General features: G+C 54.6%; 18 protein-coding genes and 2 pseudogenes. 10 read left to right on the top strand and 10 right to left on the bottom strand.

All coding sequences use genetic code 11. The features are described from left to right. Positions 1-516 precede the first annotated feature (516 nt). Genes EAO39_RS18670 through EAO39_RS18650 form a run of 5 tightly spaced genes read right to left on the bottom strand, consistent with a single transcriptional unit; the run spans position 517 to position 5,166 of the window. A complete protein-coding gene (locus tag EAO39_RS18670; RefSeq protein ID WP_120970454.1) occupies positions 517-1,527 on the bottom strand; it encodes an FAD-binding oxidoreductase in 1,011 nt (336 codons plus the stop codon). Between the two features lie 9 nt (positions 1,528-1,536). Beyond that, entirely contained in the window at positions 1,537-2,484 is a 948-nt protein-coding gene (locus EAO39_RS18665) for a 4-hydroxythreonine-4-phosphate dehydrogenase PdxA (RefSeq protein ID WP_003054601.1), read from the bottom strand. Further along, the gene (locus EAO39_RS18660; protein WP_120970452.1) at positions 2,481-2,945 is read right to left on the bottom strand and encodes a nuclear transport factor 2 family protein; all 465 of its coding nucleotides are present in this window, start codon (positions 2,943-2,945) and stop codon (positions 2,481-2,483) included. Before EAO39_RS18660 ends, EAO39_RS18665 begins: the two co-directional genes overlap by 4 nt. After that, entirely contained in the window at positions 2,942-4,183 is a 1,242-nt protein-coding gene (locus tag EAO39_RS18655) for an aromatic ring-hydroxylating dioxygenase subunit alpha (RefSeq protein WP_003054606.1), read from the bottom strand. Before EAO39_RS18655 ends, EAO39_RS18660 begins: the two co-directional genes overlap by 4 nt. A 14-nt stretch (positions 4,184-4,197) precedes the next feature. After that, on the bottom strand, positions 4,198-5,166 hold the full coding sequence (locus EAO39_RS18650) for a tripartite tricarboxylate transporter substrate binding protein (RefSeq protein ID WP_003054610.1): 969 nt from the start codon (positions 5,164-5,166) through the stop codon (positions 4,198-4,200). A gap of 109 nt (positions 5,167-5,275) precedes the next feature. Between EAO39_RS18650 and EAO39_RS18645 the strand changes: the two genes are divergently transcribed. From EAO39_RS18645 to EAO39_RS18635, 3 genes and pseudogenes are all read left to right on the top strand, one after another. Further along, positions 5,276-6,040, top strand: coding sequence for an IclR family transcriptional regulator C-terminal domain-containing protein (locus tag EAO39_RS18645; protein ID WP_050874090.1), 765 nt, complete (start codon positions 5,276-5,278; stop codon positions 6,038-6,040). Positions 6,041-6,076: 36 nt separating this feature from the next. Further along, positions 6,077-6,526 (top strand): annotated as a pseudogene (locus EAO39_RS18640) (IS3 family transposase); the annotation flags it as partial. Then, positions 6,511-6,609, top strand: a pseudogene (locus tag EAO39_RS18635) (IS5/IS1182 family transposase); the annotation flags it as partial. The pseudogenes EAO39_RS18640 and EAO39_RS18635, both read left to right, overlap by 16 nt. Before the next feature lie 486 nt (positions 6,610-7,095). Here EAO39_RS18635 and EAO39_RS23040 read toward each other — a convergent pair. After that, a complete protein-coding gene (locus EAO39_RS23040; RefSeq protein ID WP_240467058.1) occupies positions 7,096-7,332 on the bottom strand; it encodes a hypothetical protein in 237 nt (78 codons plus the stop codon). Further along, the gene (locus EAO39_RS23035) at positions 7,329-7,508 is read right to left on the bottom strand and encodes a hypothetical protein (protein WP_240467057.1); all 180 of its coding nucleotides are present in this window, start codon (positions 7,506-7,508) and stop codon (positions 7,329-7,331) included. The genes EAO39_RS23040 and EAO39_RS23035 overlap by 4 nt, the downstream gene beginning before the upstream one ends. Positions 7,509-8,101: 593 nt before the next feature. Between EAO39_RS23035 and EAO39_RS18625 the strand changes: the two genes are divergently transcribed. The 3 genes from EAO39_RS18625 to EAO39_RS18615 all read left to right on the top strand — a co-directional run bounded on the left by EAO39_RS18625 (position 8,102) and on the right by EAO39_RS18615 (position 10,241). Further along, entirely contained in the window at positions 8,102-9,271 is a 1,170-nt protein-coding gene (locus EAO39_RS18625; RefSeq protein WP_120970450.1) for a hypothetical protein, read from the top strand. A gap of 107 nt (positions 9,272-9,378) precedes the next feature. Beyond that, complete coding sequence (locus EAO39_RS18620) at positions 9,379-9,705, top strand: HU family DNA-binding protein (RefSeq protein ID WP_276209323.1); 327 nt, start codon at positions 9,379-9,381, stop codon at positions 9,703-9,705. Positions 9,706-9,794: 89 nt separating this feature from the next. Beyond that, a complete protein-coding gene (locus EAO39_RS18615; RefSeq protein ID WP_120970446.1) occupies positions 9,795-10,241 on the top strand; it encodes a helix-turn-helix transcriptional regulator in 447 nt (148 codons plus the stop codon). Between the two features lie 96 nt (positions 10,242-10,337). Here EAO39_RS18615 and EAO39_RS18610 read toward each other — a convergent pair whose 3' ends face one another. Together EAO39_RS18610 and EAO39_RS18605 are read right to left on the bottom strand one after the other, a co-directional pair. Further along, positions 10,338-10,625: an H-NS histone family protein gene (locus tag EAO39_RS18610; protein ID WP_120971251.1), complete on the bottom strand. Its 288-nt coding sequence runs from the start codon at positions 10,623-10,625 to the stop codon at positions 10,338-10,340. Positions 10,626-10,958: 333 nt separating this feature from the next. Then, the gene (locus EAO39_RS18605; protein ID WP_120970444.1) at positions 10,959-11,615 is read right to left on the bottom strand and encodes a hypothetical protein; all 657 of its coding nucleotides are present in this window, start codon (positions 11,613-11,615) and stop codon (positions 10,959-10,961) included. 160 nt (positions 11,616-11,775) lie between these two features. Here EAO39_RS18605 and EAO39_RS18600 point away from each other — a divergent pair, with 160 nt between their 5' ends. From EAO39_RS18600 to EAO39_RS18585, 4 genes are all read left to right on the top strand, one after another. Beyond that, positions 11,776-12,939 (top strand): hypothetical protein, encoded by a 1,164-nt coding sequence (locus tag EAO39_RS18600; protein WP_162989618.1) that lies wholly within the window; start codon positions 11,776-11,778, stop codon positions 12,937-12,939. A gap of 82 nt (positions 12,940-13,021) precedes the next feature. Continuing rightward, on the top strand, positions 13,022-13,456 hold the full coding sequence (locus tag EAO39_RS18595) for a nucleotidyltransferase domain-containing protein (protein ID WP_240467056.1): 435 nt from the start codon (positions 13,022-13,024) through the stop codon (positions 13,454-13,456). Then, on the top strand, positions 13,446-13,862 hold the full coding sequence (locus EAO39_RS18590; protein WP_120970438.1) for a DUF86 domain-containing protein: 417 nt from the start codon (positions 13,446-13,448) through the stop codon (positions 13,860-13,862). Before EAO39_RS18595 ends, EAO39_RS18590 begins: the two co-directional genes overlap by 11 nt. Before the next feature lie 440 nt (positions 13,863-14,302). Continuing rightward, positions 14,303-15,328, top strand: a complete 1,026-nt coding sequence (locus EAO39_RS18585; protein WP_240467055.1) for a class I SAM-dependent DNA methyltransferase — start codon at positions 14,303-14,305, stop codon at positions 15,326-15,328. Here the strand turns inward: EAO39_RS18585 and EAO39_RS18580 are convergent. Then, positions 15,291-16,256: an IS481 family transposase gene (locus EAO39_RS18580; RefSeq protein ID WP_120970436.1), complete on the bottom strand. Its 966-nt coding sequence runs from the start codon at positions 16,254-16,256 to the stop codon at positions 15,291-15,293. The genes EAO39_RS18585 and EAO39_RS18580 overlap by 38 nt on opposite strands. Positions 16,257-16,299 lie beyond the last annotated feature (43 nt).

The raw sequence follows: 16,299 nt of genomic DNA, 5'->3' as shown, positions 1-16,299 counted from the left end.
GACTGCTTTCAGCCTGAAGCTGTCTGTCAGCCAAGAAAGCGGTTGATGAAACTGATGGGAGCTAGCAGGGGCATCCAGCATGAGGCACTCATTTCTTCCTCTGCGCTGTGGCGACTGCAACTTGCGCAAGTTACGCTTTGTTTGGCGTTGGACTGAAGGCCGTCAGTTTTACTGATAGTGATCATTTGGTTTGAATGATAAAAGTTGTCGGTGTGCGCACTTATCTAGAGTGCCCATCCTGAACGTCTGCACTGACAAGGGCAACACGAATTTCACGAGAGGGGGCTATCTCAGAGGTTTTCGTCAGCACGCAAGCGGTCGTCGAACAGTGCTGCAGCCGCTTCGAGAGCGGCTACTGTTTGCTGCGGAAAAACGTAACCCGGGCCAGCTAGAAAGGCCCGACCATTGGCATCAATATCAACACAGGCTGCAAGGAAGCAAGTACGTTGTCAATGCCGTGAATGCATTTATACCTGCCTCAATCCCGCCGTGTTGATATCGAATGGATAGATACTTCTAATGATTGCCAGTCGGGTCTGTAGCGAACACATCCGCATGAAAATCTTGTGCTAGCAGACCCATACTGGAGGCTGCTGTGCGCACAGATTGAACGAGGGCTGGTGAGCCACAGCAGTGGACAACATGATCGTGTAGGTTGTCAAAGTGCATGCGTAGCGCGTCATCCACCCGACCGGCGTGAGCATCCGCAGGCACGTTGCTTAGGTCAGTGATGGCTGCAATGTAGCGAAACTGCGGCCAAGCTTTGCGCCACTTGTCGATGGCGCTAGGAAGATACAGGCCAGAGGGGTTGCGAGCACCCCAAATCAGCGTGATGTCGCGCTGTACCTTGCGTTTGGCCAGGTCATCCAGAACGGACTTGATGGGTGCAAATCCGGTGCCTCCTGCAACGCAAACTAGGGGTCTGCTGTCGTCAGGCTTCAACGCGATGCTGCCGAATGGCAGTTCGATATCCAATGTGTCACCAGACTTCAACTGCTGAACGATAGTGCTGAAGCGACCACCCGGTACATGCCTGATATGCAATGTGATGCCATCGCTCTCATGGGGTGGGTTGGCCATAGAGTAGCTGCGGCTTTCCCCGCCGTCGAGGTGAATCAGCAGGTATTGGCCGGCTTCAAATTTGGCGCGCTTGCCCACAGGCAGGCGCAGGCGCAGTAGCGAGACATCGGGTGCCGCCAGTGTATTGCTGTACACCTTGGCCGTAAAACGTTTGCGGGCTTCCGGGTCGAGACGGCGAAAGGAGCTCGGCTGGATACGTATATCGCTGGCGGCGGTGCAGCCGCACAGCAATACCTGCTCCGAGGTGCAGAGTTCGCTGCGCACGGCCATGCCATTGAAGGAAGTAATATTTCCGTCGAGCAGCGTACTCGCACAGTTGCCACAGCTACCTTTGCGGCAGGAATAGGGCAGCTCGATGCCGGCCTGCAGGGCTGCATCCAGTACGGATTGCCCAGGCGCGCAGGGGAACGCGATATCAGAGTCGTGGATATGGATCTGGTGGTTCATAGAGAGTCCTCAGACCGGTTGGGCTCCGAGTAGGGCGATTGTGCGTAGGAGGGCCGTGGCGTCAGCCACGCCACGGCCGGCAATGTCCATGGCGCTGCCATGGCCCACGCTGGAAAGCACCACCCTGCCGCCGATGGAGAGCGCACTGGCTCCGTTAGGAGCCAGCAGCTTGATGGGAATGTGCCCTTGGTCATGCAGCATGGCCACATACAAGTCGTGCTTGCGCTGTGCCAGAACCATGTCTGCTCCCATGGGGCCGTCTACCGTCAGGCCGCGCTTGCGCAGTGTCTCGACGGCAGGAACGGTGATCTGCGAGTCCTCCAGGCCGAACAACTGTCCTTCGGATGCATGAGGGTTGATCCCGAATACAGCGACTTGCGGTTTAGGCACCCCGAGTAGGGTGCATGTCTGCACGGCGGCATCCACCGCGTTGATAACCAACTGAGGTGAGAGCCGCTCTAGTGCGCTACGCACGCTCTCATGCAAGGTGACATGCACGATGCGCAGTCCAGCCCCTACCAGCATCAGGAATACCTCGTCTTCGTTCATGCCAAGAACATTGGCGAGCAAAGATGGGTAGCCGCTGAACGCTATGCCTGCACGGTGAATGGCCGTCTCATGGTGGGGGCAGGCAATGACGGCATCGACCTCGCCGCTTTCGCACGCCCGGATGGCTGCTGTTGCGGATTGCACCGTGGATAGGCCTGCCTGCGGGGTGATCTCTCCGCATTGCACTGGTTGTGCAAGCGAGCCGGCTTCCTCATGAATGAGGTCTTGAAGAAGGGACTCCATTTGGCAGATCTGCGCTGCTTGTTCAAGAGCGCTCCACGGTCCATAGACCTTGATCAGGGATCTTTCGGTGGCAGACAACTGCTGAAGAGCTTTCAGTGCGATTTCTGGGCCAATGCCGTGGGGATCGCCGATGGCCAAAGCCAATCTACGGTGCACTATTGTCATAGCGGCAATGCCATCAGCGTGTCCGTCACCGTGCTGTCGCAAACCGCGACGCGCTCTTGCAGACGTAACTTTCCATCGATCGTGGTGAATTTGTCGTGGTACTCACCGCTGGCAAAGACCTCTGTTTCCCCGGTATGCATGATGCGCAGCACCAGGAATGGCGTGGAAGCACTGGCCTGTGTTGCATCGGCTGACTGGATCGAAGGCAGACCCAGGATATGGCGATAGCGGTGGCGCTCGTAGATATTGGCTTCGCGCAGCGCAGAAATTCGGTCGGTGAGCATGTCCTGCGAATCCGCCCAGACAATGCCAGCAGCAAGTCCTTCAGCATGGTTGTCGACATTGGTGACGCGATAATGGCAATCCTTCGTGAAGAAGGTTGGCCATTGCTCCATAACGTCACTGTCTATGGTCTTCGCGTAAGCGGCATTGAAGGCCGCGATTTGAATTTCATGGATCATGCTTGCATCTCCTGTCCCATATGCTTGCGGTAGGCCTTCCAAAAGCCGCGTACCGAGGTTTCTGTGGCGCGGCCCTCGCTAGAGCCTTCGTGGTCTCCGCCCATCTCGATGACCGCATCAAGGTTGGCAGCGCCTGCGATGCCACGCTGCACGAATCCACCGACAGCTCCGTCCTCCATGGAAATAAATCCTGCAGGGCCGATGAGGTTGGCCTGTTTGAGTCTGACCTTGCGCTGCTCTGCACTGTCATCTGCATAGCCAAGATAGGTCCAGTTGAGTTCCGAGCTGGAGATGCTCTTGGGCAACAACTGACGCACGGCGATGCTGTTCTGAATCTGCTGCAGCACAAAGCCAGGGAACACAGAAAGGATCTGCAGGGTCACGCCGTCCTCGAACTCCTCGAAGCCCTCTAGAAGGCTGGGATCTTTGAGCCGGTAACGCTCGTTGTCGGAGCGGATGGCCTGGTCCTTGTACGAGTCGTCTTTGGCGCTACGATCAATCATGGAATAGCTCACATGGTGGCCACCCGACTCGTCGACGATGACTCCGCCTTTTTGTGAGAGGCGATTCAGCTCGAAGGTGGTGAAGAACATATGCAGGAGGCTGGCGTGATAGCTGTCCTTCACGTTCTCGAAGTAGAGCTTCCAGTTGTTAGGCAGCTTTTGCGTGAAGCGACCGATGACTTCTACGGGCTTGTGCAGCACGCGCTCTATGCGCTCGCAAATCTCAGGGCCAAGGTAATCCTCAATGCTGGGTACGTCCTCGGAAAAACTGCCAAAGACCAAACCGCAAAAGACAGCCACGCGGAGCTTGCGCGGGCCATGCTCTTCTTTGCAGAATGAGGCCGGCATGCCACCCTGGCCCTTGACACCTTTCTCGAAGGCAACGCCGGTCAGATCTCCCTGTCGGTTGTAGCTCCAGGCGTGATAGACGCACTGGAAACTATCCGTACGTCCCGATTTCTCCAGAGCGATGAGAGCGCCGCGATGCGCGCAGCGGTTCTCGAAGGCGTAGATTTCCTGGTCGGCATCCCGTACGACAACTATCGGTGTTTCACCGGCAAAGGTAGTACGGAAATCACCAGCCTCGGGGATTTCAGATTCCAGGCACAGGTAGTTCCAGACCTCGCCGCGATAGATGCGCTGCTGTTCTTGATCAGCATTGGCTGTGTCAGTGTAGATACCGAAAGGCACGCGTGTATTAGTGGCCCCATGCCACTGGATGATGGATTCTTGCATGTTGGTTCCTGGGATTAGAGCTTGACGTTGGCGGCCTTCAGCACCTTCTTCCACTTCTCGGTTTCCTGACGGATGAACTGAGCAGTCTTGGTGGGATCCCAGCCGCAGGGCACGGCGCCCTGTTCCTGAAAGTGCTTGCGGATGTCGTTCGATGACAGAGCCAGGGCCATCTGCTTCTGAAGCTTCTGAGCGATTTCTGAGCTCGTGCCTGGGGGCGCGACGACAGAAAAGAACGTCACTGCTTGCATGGCTGGCCATTGCTGCTCCGCGAAGGTGGGGACCTGGGGCAATATTTGAGAGCGCTGCTCGTCGGCAATGGCCAGAATGCGCACCTTGCCGGCTTGGTGGTAAGTTGCCGATGAGCTGATGTTGTCGAAAAACACATCCACATTGCCGCCGATCAGGTCGATCAGTGCCGGGGCTGTCCCCTTGTAGGGAATGACGGTTAACTCAACACCAGTCAGCTGCATGAACATGGCTGCAGTCAGGTGGGATGTAGAGCCGTCGCCTTGCGTCGCCACAGTCACTTTTTTGGGGTTGGCTTTGGCGTATGCAATGAACTCGCCAAGTGACTTAGTCGGTAACTTGGGGTTGATGGCCAAGACGTTGGGCACTGTGGCCAAAATCGTTACTGGCACCCAGCGAGTAGGGTCGAAGCTAAGCTTTTGATAGAGGTTGTGGTTGATGGCGATGGGCCCCGGAGGGGAGGCCAGCACTGTCATTCCGTCCGGTTGTGCCCGGAACACTAGATCGGCACCGATGTTTCCGCCGGCCCCGGGCTTGTTTTCAATGATCACGCCACCTGCGTAGTCCGCGCGGATTTTTTCGGCTACTAGGCGCGGCAGTACATCGGCGGTACCTCCGGCTGAGAAAGGCACGACAATCTTGAGAGGTTGATTTGACTGAGCCAGGCTACCTGTTGCAGCGACCGCAGCGGCAATGCCGATCAATGCTTCGCGTCTGCGAATGGATGCGTTGCGCATCTTGTCTCCTTCTTGTGTGGGGAACTGCAGTATGGGGATGTCGTACTTTGTGTTAAACCTGTTTTTGCGCTATGCGCAAAAATGTTGAAAACACCTTGATTTGATCGCTATGCAGGACAAGAACTTTGTGGAATCGCTGCGCAAGGGATTGGGCGTACTGACTTGCTTTGACCGTCGGCATACCCGGCTCACGCTGTCGGAGGTGGCCAGGCTCACGCAGTCCACGCCAGCATCAGCCAGACGTTCGCTCAGCACACTGGTACAGCTCGGCTATTTAGAGAGTGACGGAAAGCTGTTTTGGATGCAGCCCAAGTCACTGCTGATCGCCTATTCATTTCTGTCATCGCGCCCCATGCCTGCGTTGGCTCAGCCTTTACTGGATGCACTGTCGGAGCGCACCAGAGAATCCGCTTCGCTTGGTACTTTGTTGGAGGACGATGCCATCATCATTGGGCGTTCGACCGCTCGGCGCAGCTTGAGCACGGGTCTAGGAATAGGATCTAGGTTGCCGGTGTACTGCTCTGCGATTGGTCGGACGCTGCTGTCAGGACTGCCTCAACATGAGGCGCGTGCAAGGCTAGAGATGATCGAGCGGGTGGCTCTGACCCCTCAGACGGTGACTGACTTGGAGGAGCTGCTAGGTCTGCTTGAAACTTGCCGGCAATCAGGGTGGTCATGCAGCGACGGAGAGCTGGAGCTGGGGGTGCGCTCTATGGCAGCGCCGGTGCGCGACCCTCAAGGCAACACTATTGCCGCCATGAGCATTGCAGTCAGGGCCGAGAGACTCAGCATGAGCGAGTTCAAAGAGACCTTTTTGATGCCGTTGAAGCGCGCTCGCAATGAATTGGAAAAAAAACTATATCCGTCCTGTTGATTTACATGCAAAGCGGACCCGCTGAGATGAATCATCGACATTACTGAATTCCAGATTCTTGCTGGCAAGGTTTACTTGTCGCCCATCATTGATTGCTTTGATGGGCTGGTGGTGAGCTGGTCGTTGGGGGCTCATCCCAATGCAGACCTCCTCAACACAATGCTGGATGCGGCCATTGATGCTGTTCAAGGCAGCGAGAGCCGCCCTGTGATTCACTCTGATCGTGGAGCTCACTACCGCTGGCTAGGCTGGCTCTCGAGGGTCCATGATGCAAAGTTGGTTCGCTCGATGTCTCGCAAAGGGTGCTCGCCAGACAATGCTGCATCTGAAGGCTTCTTCGAAGGCTGAAAATGGAGCCGTTTTATCCCGGCAATTGGCAATCAACGACGATTGGGAAGTCCATCGAAGCTGTCGATACTTGCATTCGTTGGTACAACGAAAAAACGTATCAAGGTATCTCTGGAACGTTTAAGTCCTGTGGAATATGGAAGAGCTGCGAGCGGTGGCTCAATGCTAGCTTGCAGTTTCTCCATTTGGCCTTCTTGGTTCTATTGCTCAAAAAACTTTGAACAGACTCTCAGTGTTGTGCGCTCTGACCTCAAGGTTTCCTCGAATAGCAGACTTGGCGCCGTTGCTACCCGTCTCTAGGGAGAGGTTTCATAAGTAAGGAAATCGGGCCTCAACCTCTCCACCAAGAACACATGCCAACGTGAATTGCTCGGGCAGATGTGAGGCTTCCAGGAAACGTCGCTCCACTCAGAAATAGTGAATCCACCTGACGAAGTCTCAGAATGAAACAATCCAGATTTAGTGAAGCGCAGATCGCTGGCATCCTCAAAGAAGTCGAATTCAGCGCCAAGGTCGGACGCTTGCGCATGTCGAAGCGTCAAATGCAGTGAGCACGCCTGCCTGCCGGCCGGAAGCAGACCTCGAAGGTATTTCATCAGGCGAATCGTGGCTCTGACACGCAAGCCAAGCTTGATGTAAAGCTCTTGCAGCCAGTACAGGACGTCCTGTGCCTTGACGGCTTCGTTGCGGATTTGAAGCAGCGCAGGTTAGAACAGCTTCGCGGAGCCTCCATTCGGGCATCCTGCAACGTACATGGTCCAGACGCTTTCCGTCACCTGGTTGTAGATGGTGTTCTTGGGATAGTTGCGCTCTTGCTCTTGTCGTGCTTCCTGTTCCATCGCATTGAGCACCTGCATCTTCTGGCGCAGGTTGCTCGGCAACGGATGCTCGTTTTCCCACTGGGCCAGTAATTTTCGATATGCGTGCTCTTCCAGGAAACTCATTCCCGCGGATTGTTGAAGTTGAAGTCCTCTCGGTGGGGCGCGCCGCTGTTGTGTTCCTTGCGTAAAGCCAGGATCTCATTCTTGAGCGTCGCGATTTGCTGCTGATCGGCCTTTCCGGCAACCGCCCCCGTGCTCAAGGCAATTGGCGCACGGTGCGTCTGAAGGAGCGAGCGCATGGGCCCTGGCGCCCGTGTCATGTTTCTAATGCCGATCGCAAGCATCGTGGCTGCGTATCTGTCCGACCGGCAGATTTGCGGTAACGAGATCAGGATGGAGGCTGTCTCTCAAGGGGCGGCTTCGCCAGTTCGCAACTTGTATGAGCTGCCGTCGCGTTGTGCGGTGCCGAGCGGCTTATCGACTGGCCGGATTGAGAGGCGCAGTGAACATCCGGTCAGATTAATGAGCAATGTCCGGTATCGGCAGCAGCTGTCACTGAGATGTCAAAGTTGACCGACCGTAATCAGCCTTAAGTTGACTACCAACCGAGGTTGGCTTAGCCCTCTCATGAAGTGGTCAGCAGTCGCGGGCATGCGCTGTCCATGCATCTGGAGTTTGTATTTTCATCAGTGGGGAATTGGCTCCTATGTAGCAAGGGGACACCTTCTTCGTTCTTTGCCAGTCAGCGATCCTTTAAGCAGCGTGGGCCATGGCTTAAATGAAGTGTGAAATTCCCCACTGTTCTTTTTTTCTTGGGCAATTACCATCCATTTCGAATTTCTCTCATGTTGAGAGCCGGCCTGAAGAACCGATTGGATGGAGGAGCCAACCCATGACTAAAAAACGCCTGAGAGCGCTCGTTGCCCGCACGATCATAACTGCGGCCCTCCTGCCCATCTCAGGACATGCGTTTCAGGTTTTGCCACGCATTAGCGACGTCGATCGCAAGCTCACCAGCCTTGGGAACAATCAAATCCTGGATGGCGTAGGTCAATGGTTCGTCGGCACAGCCATACCTCTCATCAAAAATCCTGTGCACGAGGCCATCACGCTCAATGCTCTGGATTGCCAGGCGCTTGCAGGGTCCGAGCGGACATGCATCACAACAGAGGCAGTGCGTGAACACCAGGTGCTGCTGTATGGCATCCGCTGGCCCGACGACCCACCATTTCCTCTGAACCGATCGTCCCCGCCACGCGTCGCAGGCTGCGATGTGAAGGTGACCTTGCGCTCGACGGCACAACCCAAATGCTGGCAAGGCCTATTCTCCGATGCGGAGAAAACAGCCAAGCAACGCTCGGTGAGCAAGACTGCCGAGCCGGCATTCGGACCGGGAGACTATCTGCTCTACCGTTCGCATTTCGGCGACCTGCAGTTTTTTCACTCCATGGCTACTCACGATGGTGAAGCCGCAGCACAAACGCTGCAGCGCATGAAAATGTGGGCCCAGTTCATGTGGGGAGTGGCGATCAAGGCAGTGCCGACCGATCGGTTCATCCGGACCTTGGATATGCAAGAGCTCGGTGGCTATTTCCCGGGTGACATGACTGCTACCAATTTGCTGGCCACAGGTATTGTCGAGGTCCGTAAAGACTTGGACAAAGTGGCCATCGGGGCGCTTCTTCACATGGTGCAAGACAGCTTCTCGCAGGCCCATGCGGGCCGGCAACAGGAAAGTGGTGCGGCCTGCGAAAACATGCCGCGCTTTACACAGCCTGGGAAAATCAGCCAGTTCTACAGCTATGCGGGACAGGTAGGCAGTCTGCACGACCACGAAGACACCTTCAAGGCATTGGGCCTACAGACGCTGCAGATCAGCCCCAATGTCGTAGATGCCAGCCGTGCGTTCCTGACTCTCTGGAAAGAAGGCGCTCCTTGGTCGGAGGCTGAAAAGTATTTCGACTGTGCATTCGCTCTGGCAGATCCCACCGCTGTGGCTGGCCCGGGACCGTTTACACAACCACCAAGAGCGACGACATCCCTGCCGACGTACACAGACTAGTGCTGTATGGGGCCGATGCCTACGCTCATCTGGCCAAATGTCCATCGAGCGGTCAATGATAGGTTTGCTACTCTAATCAGGATATAACGCTCACTTCTCAACCCATCATTTCCTACTCGGCTATGAATCGCTCTGAACTTGTTGAAATCCTGGCTACGAAAAACAATCTATCCAAGACCGCTGCGAATGCCGTACTGGAAACGCTGATCGAGACCGTCCAGACTGCAGTGAAGAAGGGGGATGTCGTTCAGTTGGTCGGCTTCGGAACCTTCAAACAAGCCAAGCGCGCAGCACGTATAGGCAAGAACCCATCCACGGGCGAATCTCTCAAGATCCCCGCAGCAACCTTGCCCAAATTTGTGCCAGGCGCGAAATTCAAGGCCGTGGTGGATCCCAAGGCTGCCAAGCGCAAAGCGGAAAAGGCCAAGAAGTAAGCCTTTTGCCTCGGCACTTCAGGTGTAGAGATAGCACCGCCTGAATGAGGCGGCTACGCTTCATACCATTCACTAGATGGAGTGAAACGATGACTGCTTTTTCTGATGCATTCCGCACTGAGGTCTTGCGCATGGCGCGCAAGGAAATCAAAGGAGAGCTCGGAGGCCTGCGCAAGACTGTAGCTACCCAGCGCGCTGAAATCGCCTCGCTCAAGAGGAGTTTCAAGGACCTGGTTTCCGAGTTGCGAACCGTGAAGAATGCGCTTCAACCAGGTGGCCGTGACGTCGCCAACCATGGTTCCGATGAGCCATCACCACAGTCACGCCGCTTCCAATTCGACGCACACATGCTGGTGGCCAAGCGTCAGACACTGGGAATTTCCCAGCAAGCCATGGCCACTCTGCTGGAGGCGTCCACACTGTCGGTCAGCCGGTGGGAAAGCGGAAAAGTCGTACCACGCGCCACGCAAATGGAACGTATCCGGTTAGTCCTCAAGATCGGTAAACGCGAAGCACGAGCCAGATTGCAGGGATAAGTCATCGCATGGCCTGCAACTGTGGCACTGATGCCGGCATCCCCTTGCTCTCAGCGCAATAAAAAGCGACCTTTAAGGTCGCTTTTTATTTGACTCCTAGATCGCAAATTGCGAGCGATCTTGGTCTTTGATCCAGCTTGGAGGCTTTCCTCGGCCGGTCCAGGTTTGGCCGGTCGCCGGGTCTCGGTACTTCGGGGCGATTGAGCCCGTCTCACGCTTTTGTTTAGCGGTTGGAAAGATATCCTCTTGCGTGAGACCGAATGCCTCAACCATGCTTCGAATTCTTTGCACCGCGTCAGCGACTTCGGCCTTGCGAGTCGCCGCAATCTGCTGCTCAAGCGCCTCGCGTTGTGCCAGCAATTCCTTGTATGTATGTGTACTCATTTGATGAAGAGGTCCTAGGTAAGTGCTTTGAACCGGCATTGAAAGGATGCACTCATACATGAGATACGCCATCTATCCAGTTGGTTTGCGTTCGATCTGAAGTGACCGCACGCATTCTGTCTTAATTGGATGCGCTTCAAGTGAAAAAATGCAGTGGCACGAAAGAAGACTTACTCAAGAACACAACACCCCGCAGCTCAGGTTTTGCAACATCAACTCGGTCAGCCTGCAATGACCAGTTTTGATGGTAGCCGCCGCTCAGATATCCTGCCACGAGTGTCTCTGATCAGCCTAATGTAGCCATCTGGAAATACCACACTACCGCGATAGCAACTAGACGGCTAAGTCGTTATCGCGACAGTGGTTCATATAGGCTTCGGCAGTGATGTCGCCAAGTTGCTCTTTATTGGGCTCTTGCTTGTGCATCTGCTTCGTTGCTAGCTTATGAAGAAACTTGATCTTGCTCTGCTCATTTTGGGGGGCAACTAGCCACTGGTCGATAGGCTTACCTTGCGAGTAAGCATCCAAGCAGCCTTCTTCTTTTAAAAATTTCGGGGGACCAGCTCTCCAATCCACAATCTTTTCAGGATTTTTGATGCTCTTGATGTAGCCTTTGACTTCACGTTTCTTGCCGCTCATTTTGGGCTGGTCGGCCTTTGCAGCCTTTGACGAAGGGGTGACATCAAAGGCTTTGGCGGCTTTCTGAATTTCGCTGTCGGAATACAGATCAGTAATCGCCGGCACCTTCAAGCCAGCTTTGGTTAGCTCGGCAAACGATATACCTTGCTCTGTGATGTCTTTGATTAGTTGCGCAATGCACTGCTCTCGTTTCGCGCGTGCGGCAATCTTTTTTTGGCGCAACTCCTGGAACTCAGCTTCTTGAACTGCATCAGTCTTACCATCGATGTAGAGCCCTGTTAGCTCTTGATATCGTTGTTCATCAGCTTTGGTGAACAGGGTGCTGGTGGAATGTGATGCTGTCTGTTCCATAGGTGTCTCTCTGAAAGCTCGTGAGCAGGGTGTTAGCCCTTGTGTATCTGTAAGTGTCTTTGATGTTACATGCGCCAGAGTGCCTTAAGCTCAAACATAAGGCTGGTAGCTCTACCCGACGGTAAGAGCTCTTGTAGTTGGTGACAAGGCATTTGGAGACATGGATTATTTAGACGCGGTTGAACGGGTGGAGCGAGAAGCAGGGTTGGTGTTCACTCGCCCAATTGCGCGTTCGTATGGAGGGCTTAGATCTCCCCGGCGTGAAGAGTTGGCCTTGAGGATGGGGTGGTATAGCTCCTACTCTTGGCAAGTTCTGCGCGTGGCAGTGCACACCTATCTGTCGTTGGCGGTCAACGTCCCTGGTCCTCACTTCCGATGGAACGAGTCACGCGAAAGGATGGAACTCAGTGCCCTTGGGGAGCGCTTGCTACTTTGTTTGGACCTCGCAAGGTTTGAGCAGGAGCTGCTTGCTCGTGATGTGAGGGATCCTTTGCGCTCTGCGGCTTTTGTTGAGAGCGCTCACTTTTTTCTGTTTCAGGAATTGCTCGCTCAGGAAGCTGAGGCCATAAAGGGCGCCAACGCAGAACTGTACTTAGAGAATCACCGCTTTACCAGGGCGGATGTCGTTGCACTGCAGCGTCGTCTGGATGAGACCCTTGGCAGGCTTCGCGAACCTCAGGCGCGAAAACGCAATAAAGGCCTCTACGACGAGGCTTACCACACAGATCAATCTATTCAGAGCTATTTGAATGAGCTGAGGGCCGCTTACCCTCAGCTTGAAGCTTTTGCATTTGAAATTTGCCTTGATACTTCTGGAGGCCATGACTTGACCGCGAGTCAGGAAGTAAAGCGCGCTCGGCATCAACTGATGTGCGAATTTCCAGAGAACTTCCAAGAAGCGCTAAAGCAATCTGCCGCATTCGTTGCTTATCTGAAAAAGCAGGGCTCCGCTGAAATCAAAGGCCATCTGATTAAGCTCTCGGCTACAGAGCGGGGAGAGCCTCGTTGTACTTTGATCCTGCTGGGGCCAGAGGTGAAGGAGCTTCTAGCCAGCCGTGCTACTCCGCGCTCTCAGATTTCGTTGCTATGGGCGGATTTCATGTTGGGTCCATGGGGAATGCAGAAGGGAGATTGGAGCAGGTCAATGCAAGCCCCTGGCCTGCGGGTTTTGAAAGGCTGCGAGTGGACACTGCCTGAAAAAAGCTCAAGCGCTTGGAAGGCCTTGCACCAATTTGTGCATAAAGTCTTCGTAAAAGATCTTTATTTCATGCGTTTGCGGCTGCTTCCCAGAAGGAGGTCGTGGTCCAAAGGTGGTGCAAACTGAACGCGATGCATCGTTCCCCCATTCATGGACCACATGGTTCTTCAACTGGCATACTTCCTAGGCCATGGGCACTTTTTTACCCATGTCCTCTATTGAATTGACCATGTCTTCACTGCGCACCATAGACTTTTCCGCGGTTGTCCTTGCGCTGACGGAAGCCGTCCCAGGCTTGTCCGCTGTCTACGCATTCGGAAGCCAGGTCAGTGGTGAGGCTGGGCCTGAAAGTGATCTGGATGTTGCTTTGACGTCTGATGAGTCACTGGGGGCAGAGGCCCTTTGGGATCTCAGCAGTCGTTTGGCTGGCATTGTGGGCTGTCATGTTGACTTGCTGGATCTGCGCTCTGCCTCGACGGTCATGCAGTACCGAATCGTGACAACAGGCAAGCGACTGTGGGCCAGAGATGAACAGGCAGCTCTCTACGAATCCTTTATCCTGAGCCAGAAGACCGCCTTAGATGAAGCGCGAGCAGGCTTGCTAGATGACATTCAGAAGACGGGGACCGTGTATGGTCGATGATGTATTGATTAACAAGGCGGCGACCATAGAGCGCTGCGTCATGCGGGCGCGGGAAGAGTACGACAAGTCGCCTGCGACATTTGCATCTGATCACACCCGTCAAGACGCAGCCATCTTGAATGTGCAACGAGCTTGCGAAGCTGCGTTGGACATGGGGCAGCACTTGATTCGACGAGAGCGTTTGGGCATTCCTCAAAGCTCGCGTGACGTGTTCTCCTTGCTAGCCCAAGCAGGTTGGATTGAAGCGACGCTCGCAGAGCGTTTGCAGAAGATGGTCGGCTTCAGAAATATTGCCGTTCACGACTACCAGGCGCTGCAGCTGCCAATTGTGGAAGCCGTTATCACCAAGCATCTGGGAGACTTCACGGCCTATAGCAAAGCGCTTTTGCTGAAAGATGCAAACTGAAGTGAAGTGCGTTGAAATTTATCGCTAAGAATGGGCTGCAAAGCTTTTTTTTCAGGGGCCTTTGATGCCGCAGCGAACGATGTTCCCCGGTCTTCTGGACTTCTCGGCTCCCTGCTTATGTGGACTTTCACGCTGTGTCTTGTACCTGCGTTACTCGTGCCCATGTGCCGGATGTACCCGCCTGGAACTGGGTCCTTCATTGCCTCTCTTGTATCTGTGGCCTAAGCATTTTTTCTAGCCCCGATCAAACAACACCAGCTTTTAGAATGGCCGAACTGCCAAAGCCTAAGACTGTAGGTTGGGCGGATGCGGGATCATGTGGTCGAAAGCATGTCAAGGCTGCGTCGTCTGAAAATGCTTTAGTGCCCAGAGTCTGAGTGTACTGATGTGAGCCCATTAGACCCCGCTCAGCACCGATCAATCACTAAAAATTACACAACGTGAACAAGCAACAACTCGCAGCCAAGATCTGGCAATCCGCCAACCAGATGCGCTCCAAGATCGAGGCCAACGAATACAAAGACTATATCCTCGGCTTCATATTCTACAAATACCTCTCTGACAAGCTGGTGCGCTTCATGAAGGACGAGGGGGCCAGCTCAGAAGACATCCAGGCCCTCTCGGAAGAAGACGAGGAGACGACGGAATACGTCCAAGAAAGCATTGGCTACTTCATCGCCTACCAGCATCTGTTCTCGACCTGGATTGATGCCCAGGGTGATTTCGACGTTTCGAATGTGCGTGATGCCCTGTCGGCATTCAGTCGCTTGATCCACCCGAATCACAAGCGTCTGTTTGACGGCATCTTCAAGACCCTGGAAACCGGACTGAGCAAATTGGGCGACACGGCGGGCAAGCAGACTAAGGCGATCAGCGATCTTCTCCAGCTCATCAAAGACATCCCCATGGATGGCAAGCAGGGCTATGACGTGCTCGGCTTCATCTACGAGTACCTCATCAGCATGTTTGCGGCTAATGCAGGTAAAAAGGCCGGTGAGTTCTACACGCCGCACGAAGTGTCGGTTCTCATGTCTGAAGTTATTGCACACCATCTGAAGGACCGTGAGACCATCCAGATCTACGACCCCACCAGTGGGTCTGGTTCACTGCTGCTCAACATTGGTGAGTCGATTGCCAAGCAGATGGGCGACAAGGGCAATATCAAGTACTACGCCCAGGAGCTCAAAGAGAATACCTACAACCTCACGCGCATGAACCTCATCATGCGCGGCATTTTGCCCAGCAACATTGTTACCCGCAATGCCGACACTCTGGAAGATGACTGGCCTTACTTTGATGAACAAGACCCCATCAACAGCTACAACCCGTTGTACCTGGATGCGGTGGTCTCAAACCCCCCATATTCGCAAAAATGGGACCCACAGCATAAGGAAAGCGATCCCCGCTATGCCCGTTTTGGCTTGGCACCTAAGTGTCAGGTCCCGGATGATTGCGCACGTTCTTGACGAATAAATCAGGCACTTTCATCTTCCAGTTTTTGAGCGCTTGCACTGGGGCTTCATGCCCCAATGCCTTTTGTGGCAAGTGGTGGTTGTATAGCCAGACAAACCTGTGCAGCGTCTTGTCCAAGTCCTCGGCGCTGTTGAAGTGATGTGAGCGCAGCACCTGGCTGAGCCGACCGTTGAAGCGCTCGACCATTCCATTGGTTTGTGGCGTCTTGGGCTTGGTCAAGCGGTGTTCTATGCCAAGTGCTTGGCACAGCTGATCGAACTCGTGCTCGCCTGTGGCTTGTCGGCTACGACTTCCAAACAGCCTGTCCGTGAACTCTTTTCCATTGTCTGTGAGGATGGTGCGGATCTTGAACGCAGCTGCCTTGCGTACTGCGTCCAGGAAGGATTTGGCTGACGCTGCTGTTTTGTGCTGTTTGATGGCAATAAACACCCAGCGCGTGGCTCTGTCGATGGCCACGAACACATAGCGGCGCTTGTCCTCATCCTGCATCTGGGGCAGGTACTTCACATCCACATGGACGTAGCCCGGCTCATAGGCTTTGAAGGGTTTGCTCTCGCTGTCTGGCTTGGGTGGTGCAGGTAATCTGGAATGACCTCGCCTGCGAAGCAATCGGTCCAGTGCAGAACGGCTCATCGCAGGCTCAATGAACTCCCGCACTACCGCCAGCAAGTCATCGAGCGGCAGCAGCAGTTGGTTGCGCAGATAGACCACCAATTCTTCCTGTGCCGCATTGAGCGTGGTCTGCAATCGGTGCGGCGTATGACTGGCATCCTGCACCGTAGTGCGATGACGCCACTTGCGCACTGTGTCCAAGCCAATGCCGTATTGCTGGGCCAACTCCCGATCAGTACCACTGGCTTGCTGCAATGCCAAGCGGGTGGCGGGCGTAGTAGTGGCGTTCTTGTGCAGAGCAATCAACATAGCAGCTCCTTGGCAGAGGATTGCCATGTTGCCAGAACCGCTT

The sequence above is a fragment of the Comamonas sp. lk genome (assembly GCF_900564145.1).
In the GTDB taxonomy this organism is placed as follows: domain Bacteria; phylum Pseudomonadota; class Gammaproteobacteria; order Burkholderiales; family Burkholderiaceae_C; genus Comamonas.
Note: the sequence above shows the minus strand (reverse complement) of the source record. Positions and strands in the feature narration are given on the sequence as shown.

Bases quoted from the DNA above. Each gene is read 5' to 3' on its own strand.
- EAO39_RS18590 (WP_120970438.1), top strand. From the start codon at position 13,446: ATGGTCGATGATGTATTGATTAACAAGGCGGCGACCATAGAGCGCTGC.
- EAO39_RS18665 (WP_003054601.1), bottom strand. From the start codon at position 2,484: ATGACAATAGTGCACCGTAGATTGGCTTTGGCCATCGGCGATCCCCAC.
- EAO39_RS18645 (WP_050874090.1), top strand. From the start codon at position 5,276: ATGCAGGACAAGAACTTTGTGGAATCGCTGCGCAAGGGATTGGGCGTA.
- EAO39_RS18650 (WP_003054610.1), bottom strand. From the start codon at position 5,166: ATGCGCAACGCATCCATTCGCAGACGCGAAGCATTGATCGGCATTGCC.
- EAO39_RS18615 (WP_120970446.1), top strand. From the start codon at position 9,795: ATGACTGCTTTTTCTGATGCATTCCGCACTGAGGTCTTGCGCATGGCG.
- EAO39_RS18655 (WP_003054606.1), bottom strand. From the start codon at position 4,183: ATGCAAGAATCCATCATCCAGTGGCATGGGGCCACTAATACACGCGTG.
- EAO39_RS18600 (WP_162989618.1), top strand. From the start codon at position 11,776: ATGGATTATTTAGACGCGGTTGAACGGGTGGAGCGAGAAGCAGGGTTG.
- EAO39_RS23035 (WP_240467057.1), bottom strand. From the start codon at position 7,508: ATGCGCTCGCTCCTTCAGACGCACCGTGCGCCAATTGCCTTGAGCACG.
- EAO39_RS18595 (WP_240467056.1), top strand. From the start codon at position 13,022: ATGTCCTCTATTGAATTGACCATGTCTTCACTGCGCACCATAGACTTT.
- EAO39_RS18660 (WP_120970452.1), bottom strand. From the start codon at position 2,945: ATGATCCATGAAATTCAAATCGCGGCCTTCAATGCCGCTTACGCGAAG.
- EAO39_RS18580 (WP_120970436.1), bottom strand. From the start codon at position 16,256: ATGTTGATTGCTCTGCACAAGAACGCCACTACTACGCCCGCCACCCGC.
- EAO39_RS23040 (WP_240467058.1), bottom strand. From the start codon at position 7,332: ATGAGTTTCCTGGAAGAGCACGCATATCGAAAATTACTGGCCCAGTGG.
- EAO39_RS18625 (WP_120970450.1), top strand. From the start codon at position 8,102: ATGACTAAAAAACGCCTGAGAGCGCTCGTTGCCCGCACGATCATAACT.
- EAO39_RS18610 (WP_120971251.1), bottom strand. From the start codon at position 10,625: ATGAGTACACATACATACAAGGAATTGCTGGCACAACGCGAGGCGCTT.
- EAO39_RS18605 (WP_120970444.1), bottom strand. From the start codon at position 11,615: ATGGAACAGACAGCATCACATTCCACCAGCACCCTGTTCACCAAAGCT.
- EAO39_RS18670 (WP_120970454.1), bottom strand. From the start codon at position 1,527: ATGAACCACCAGATCCATATCCACGACTCTGATATCGCGTTCCCCTGC.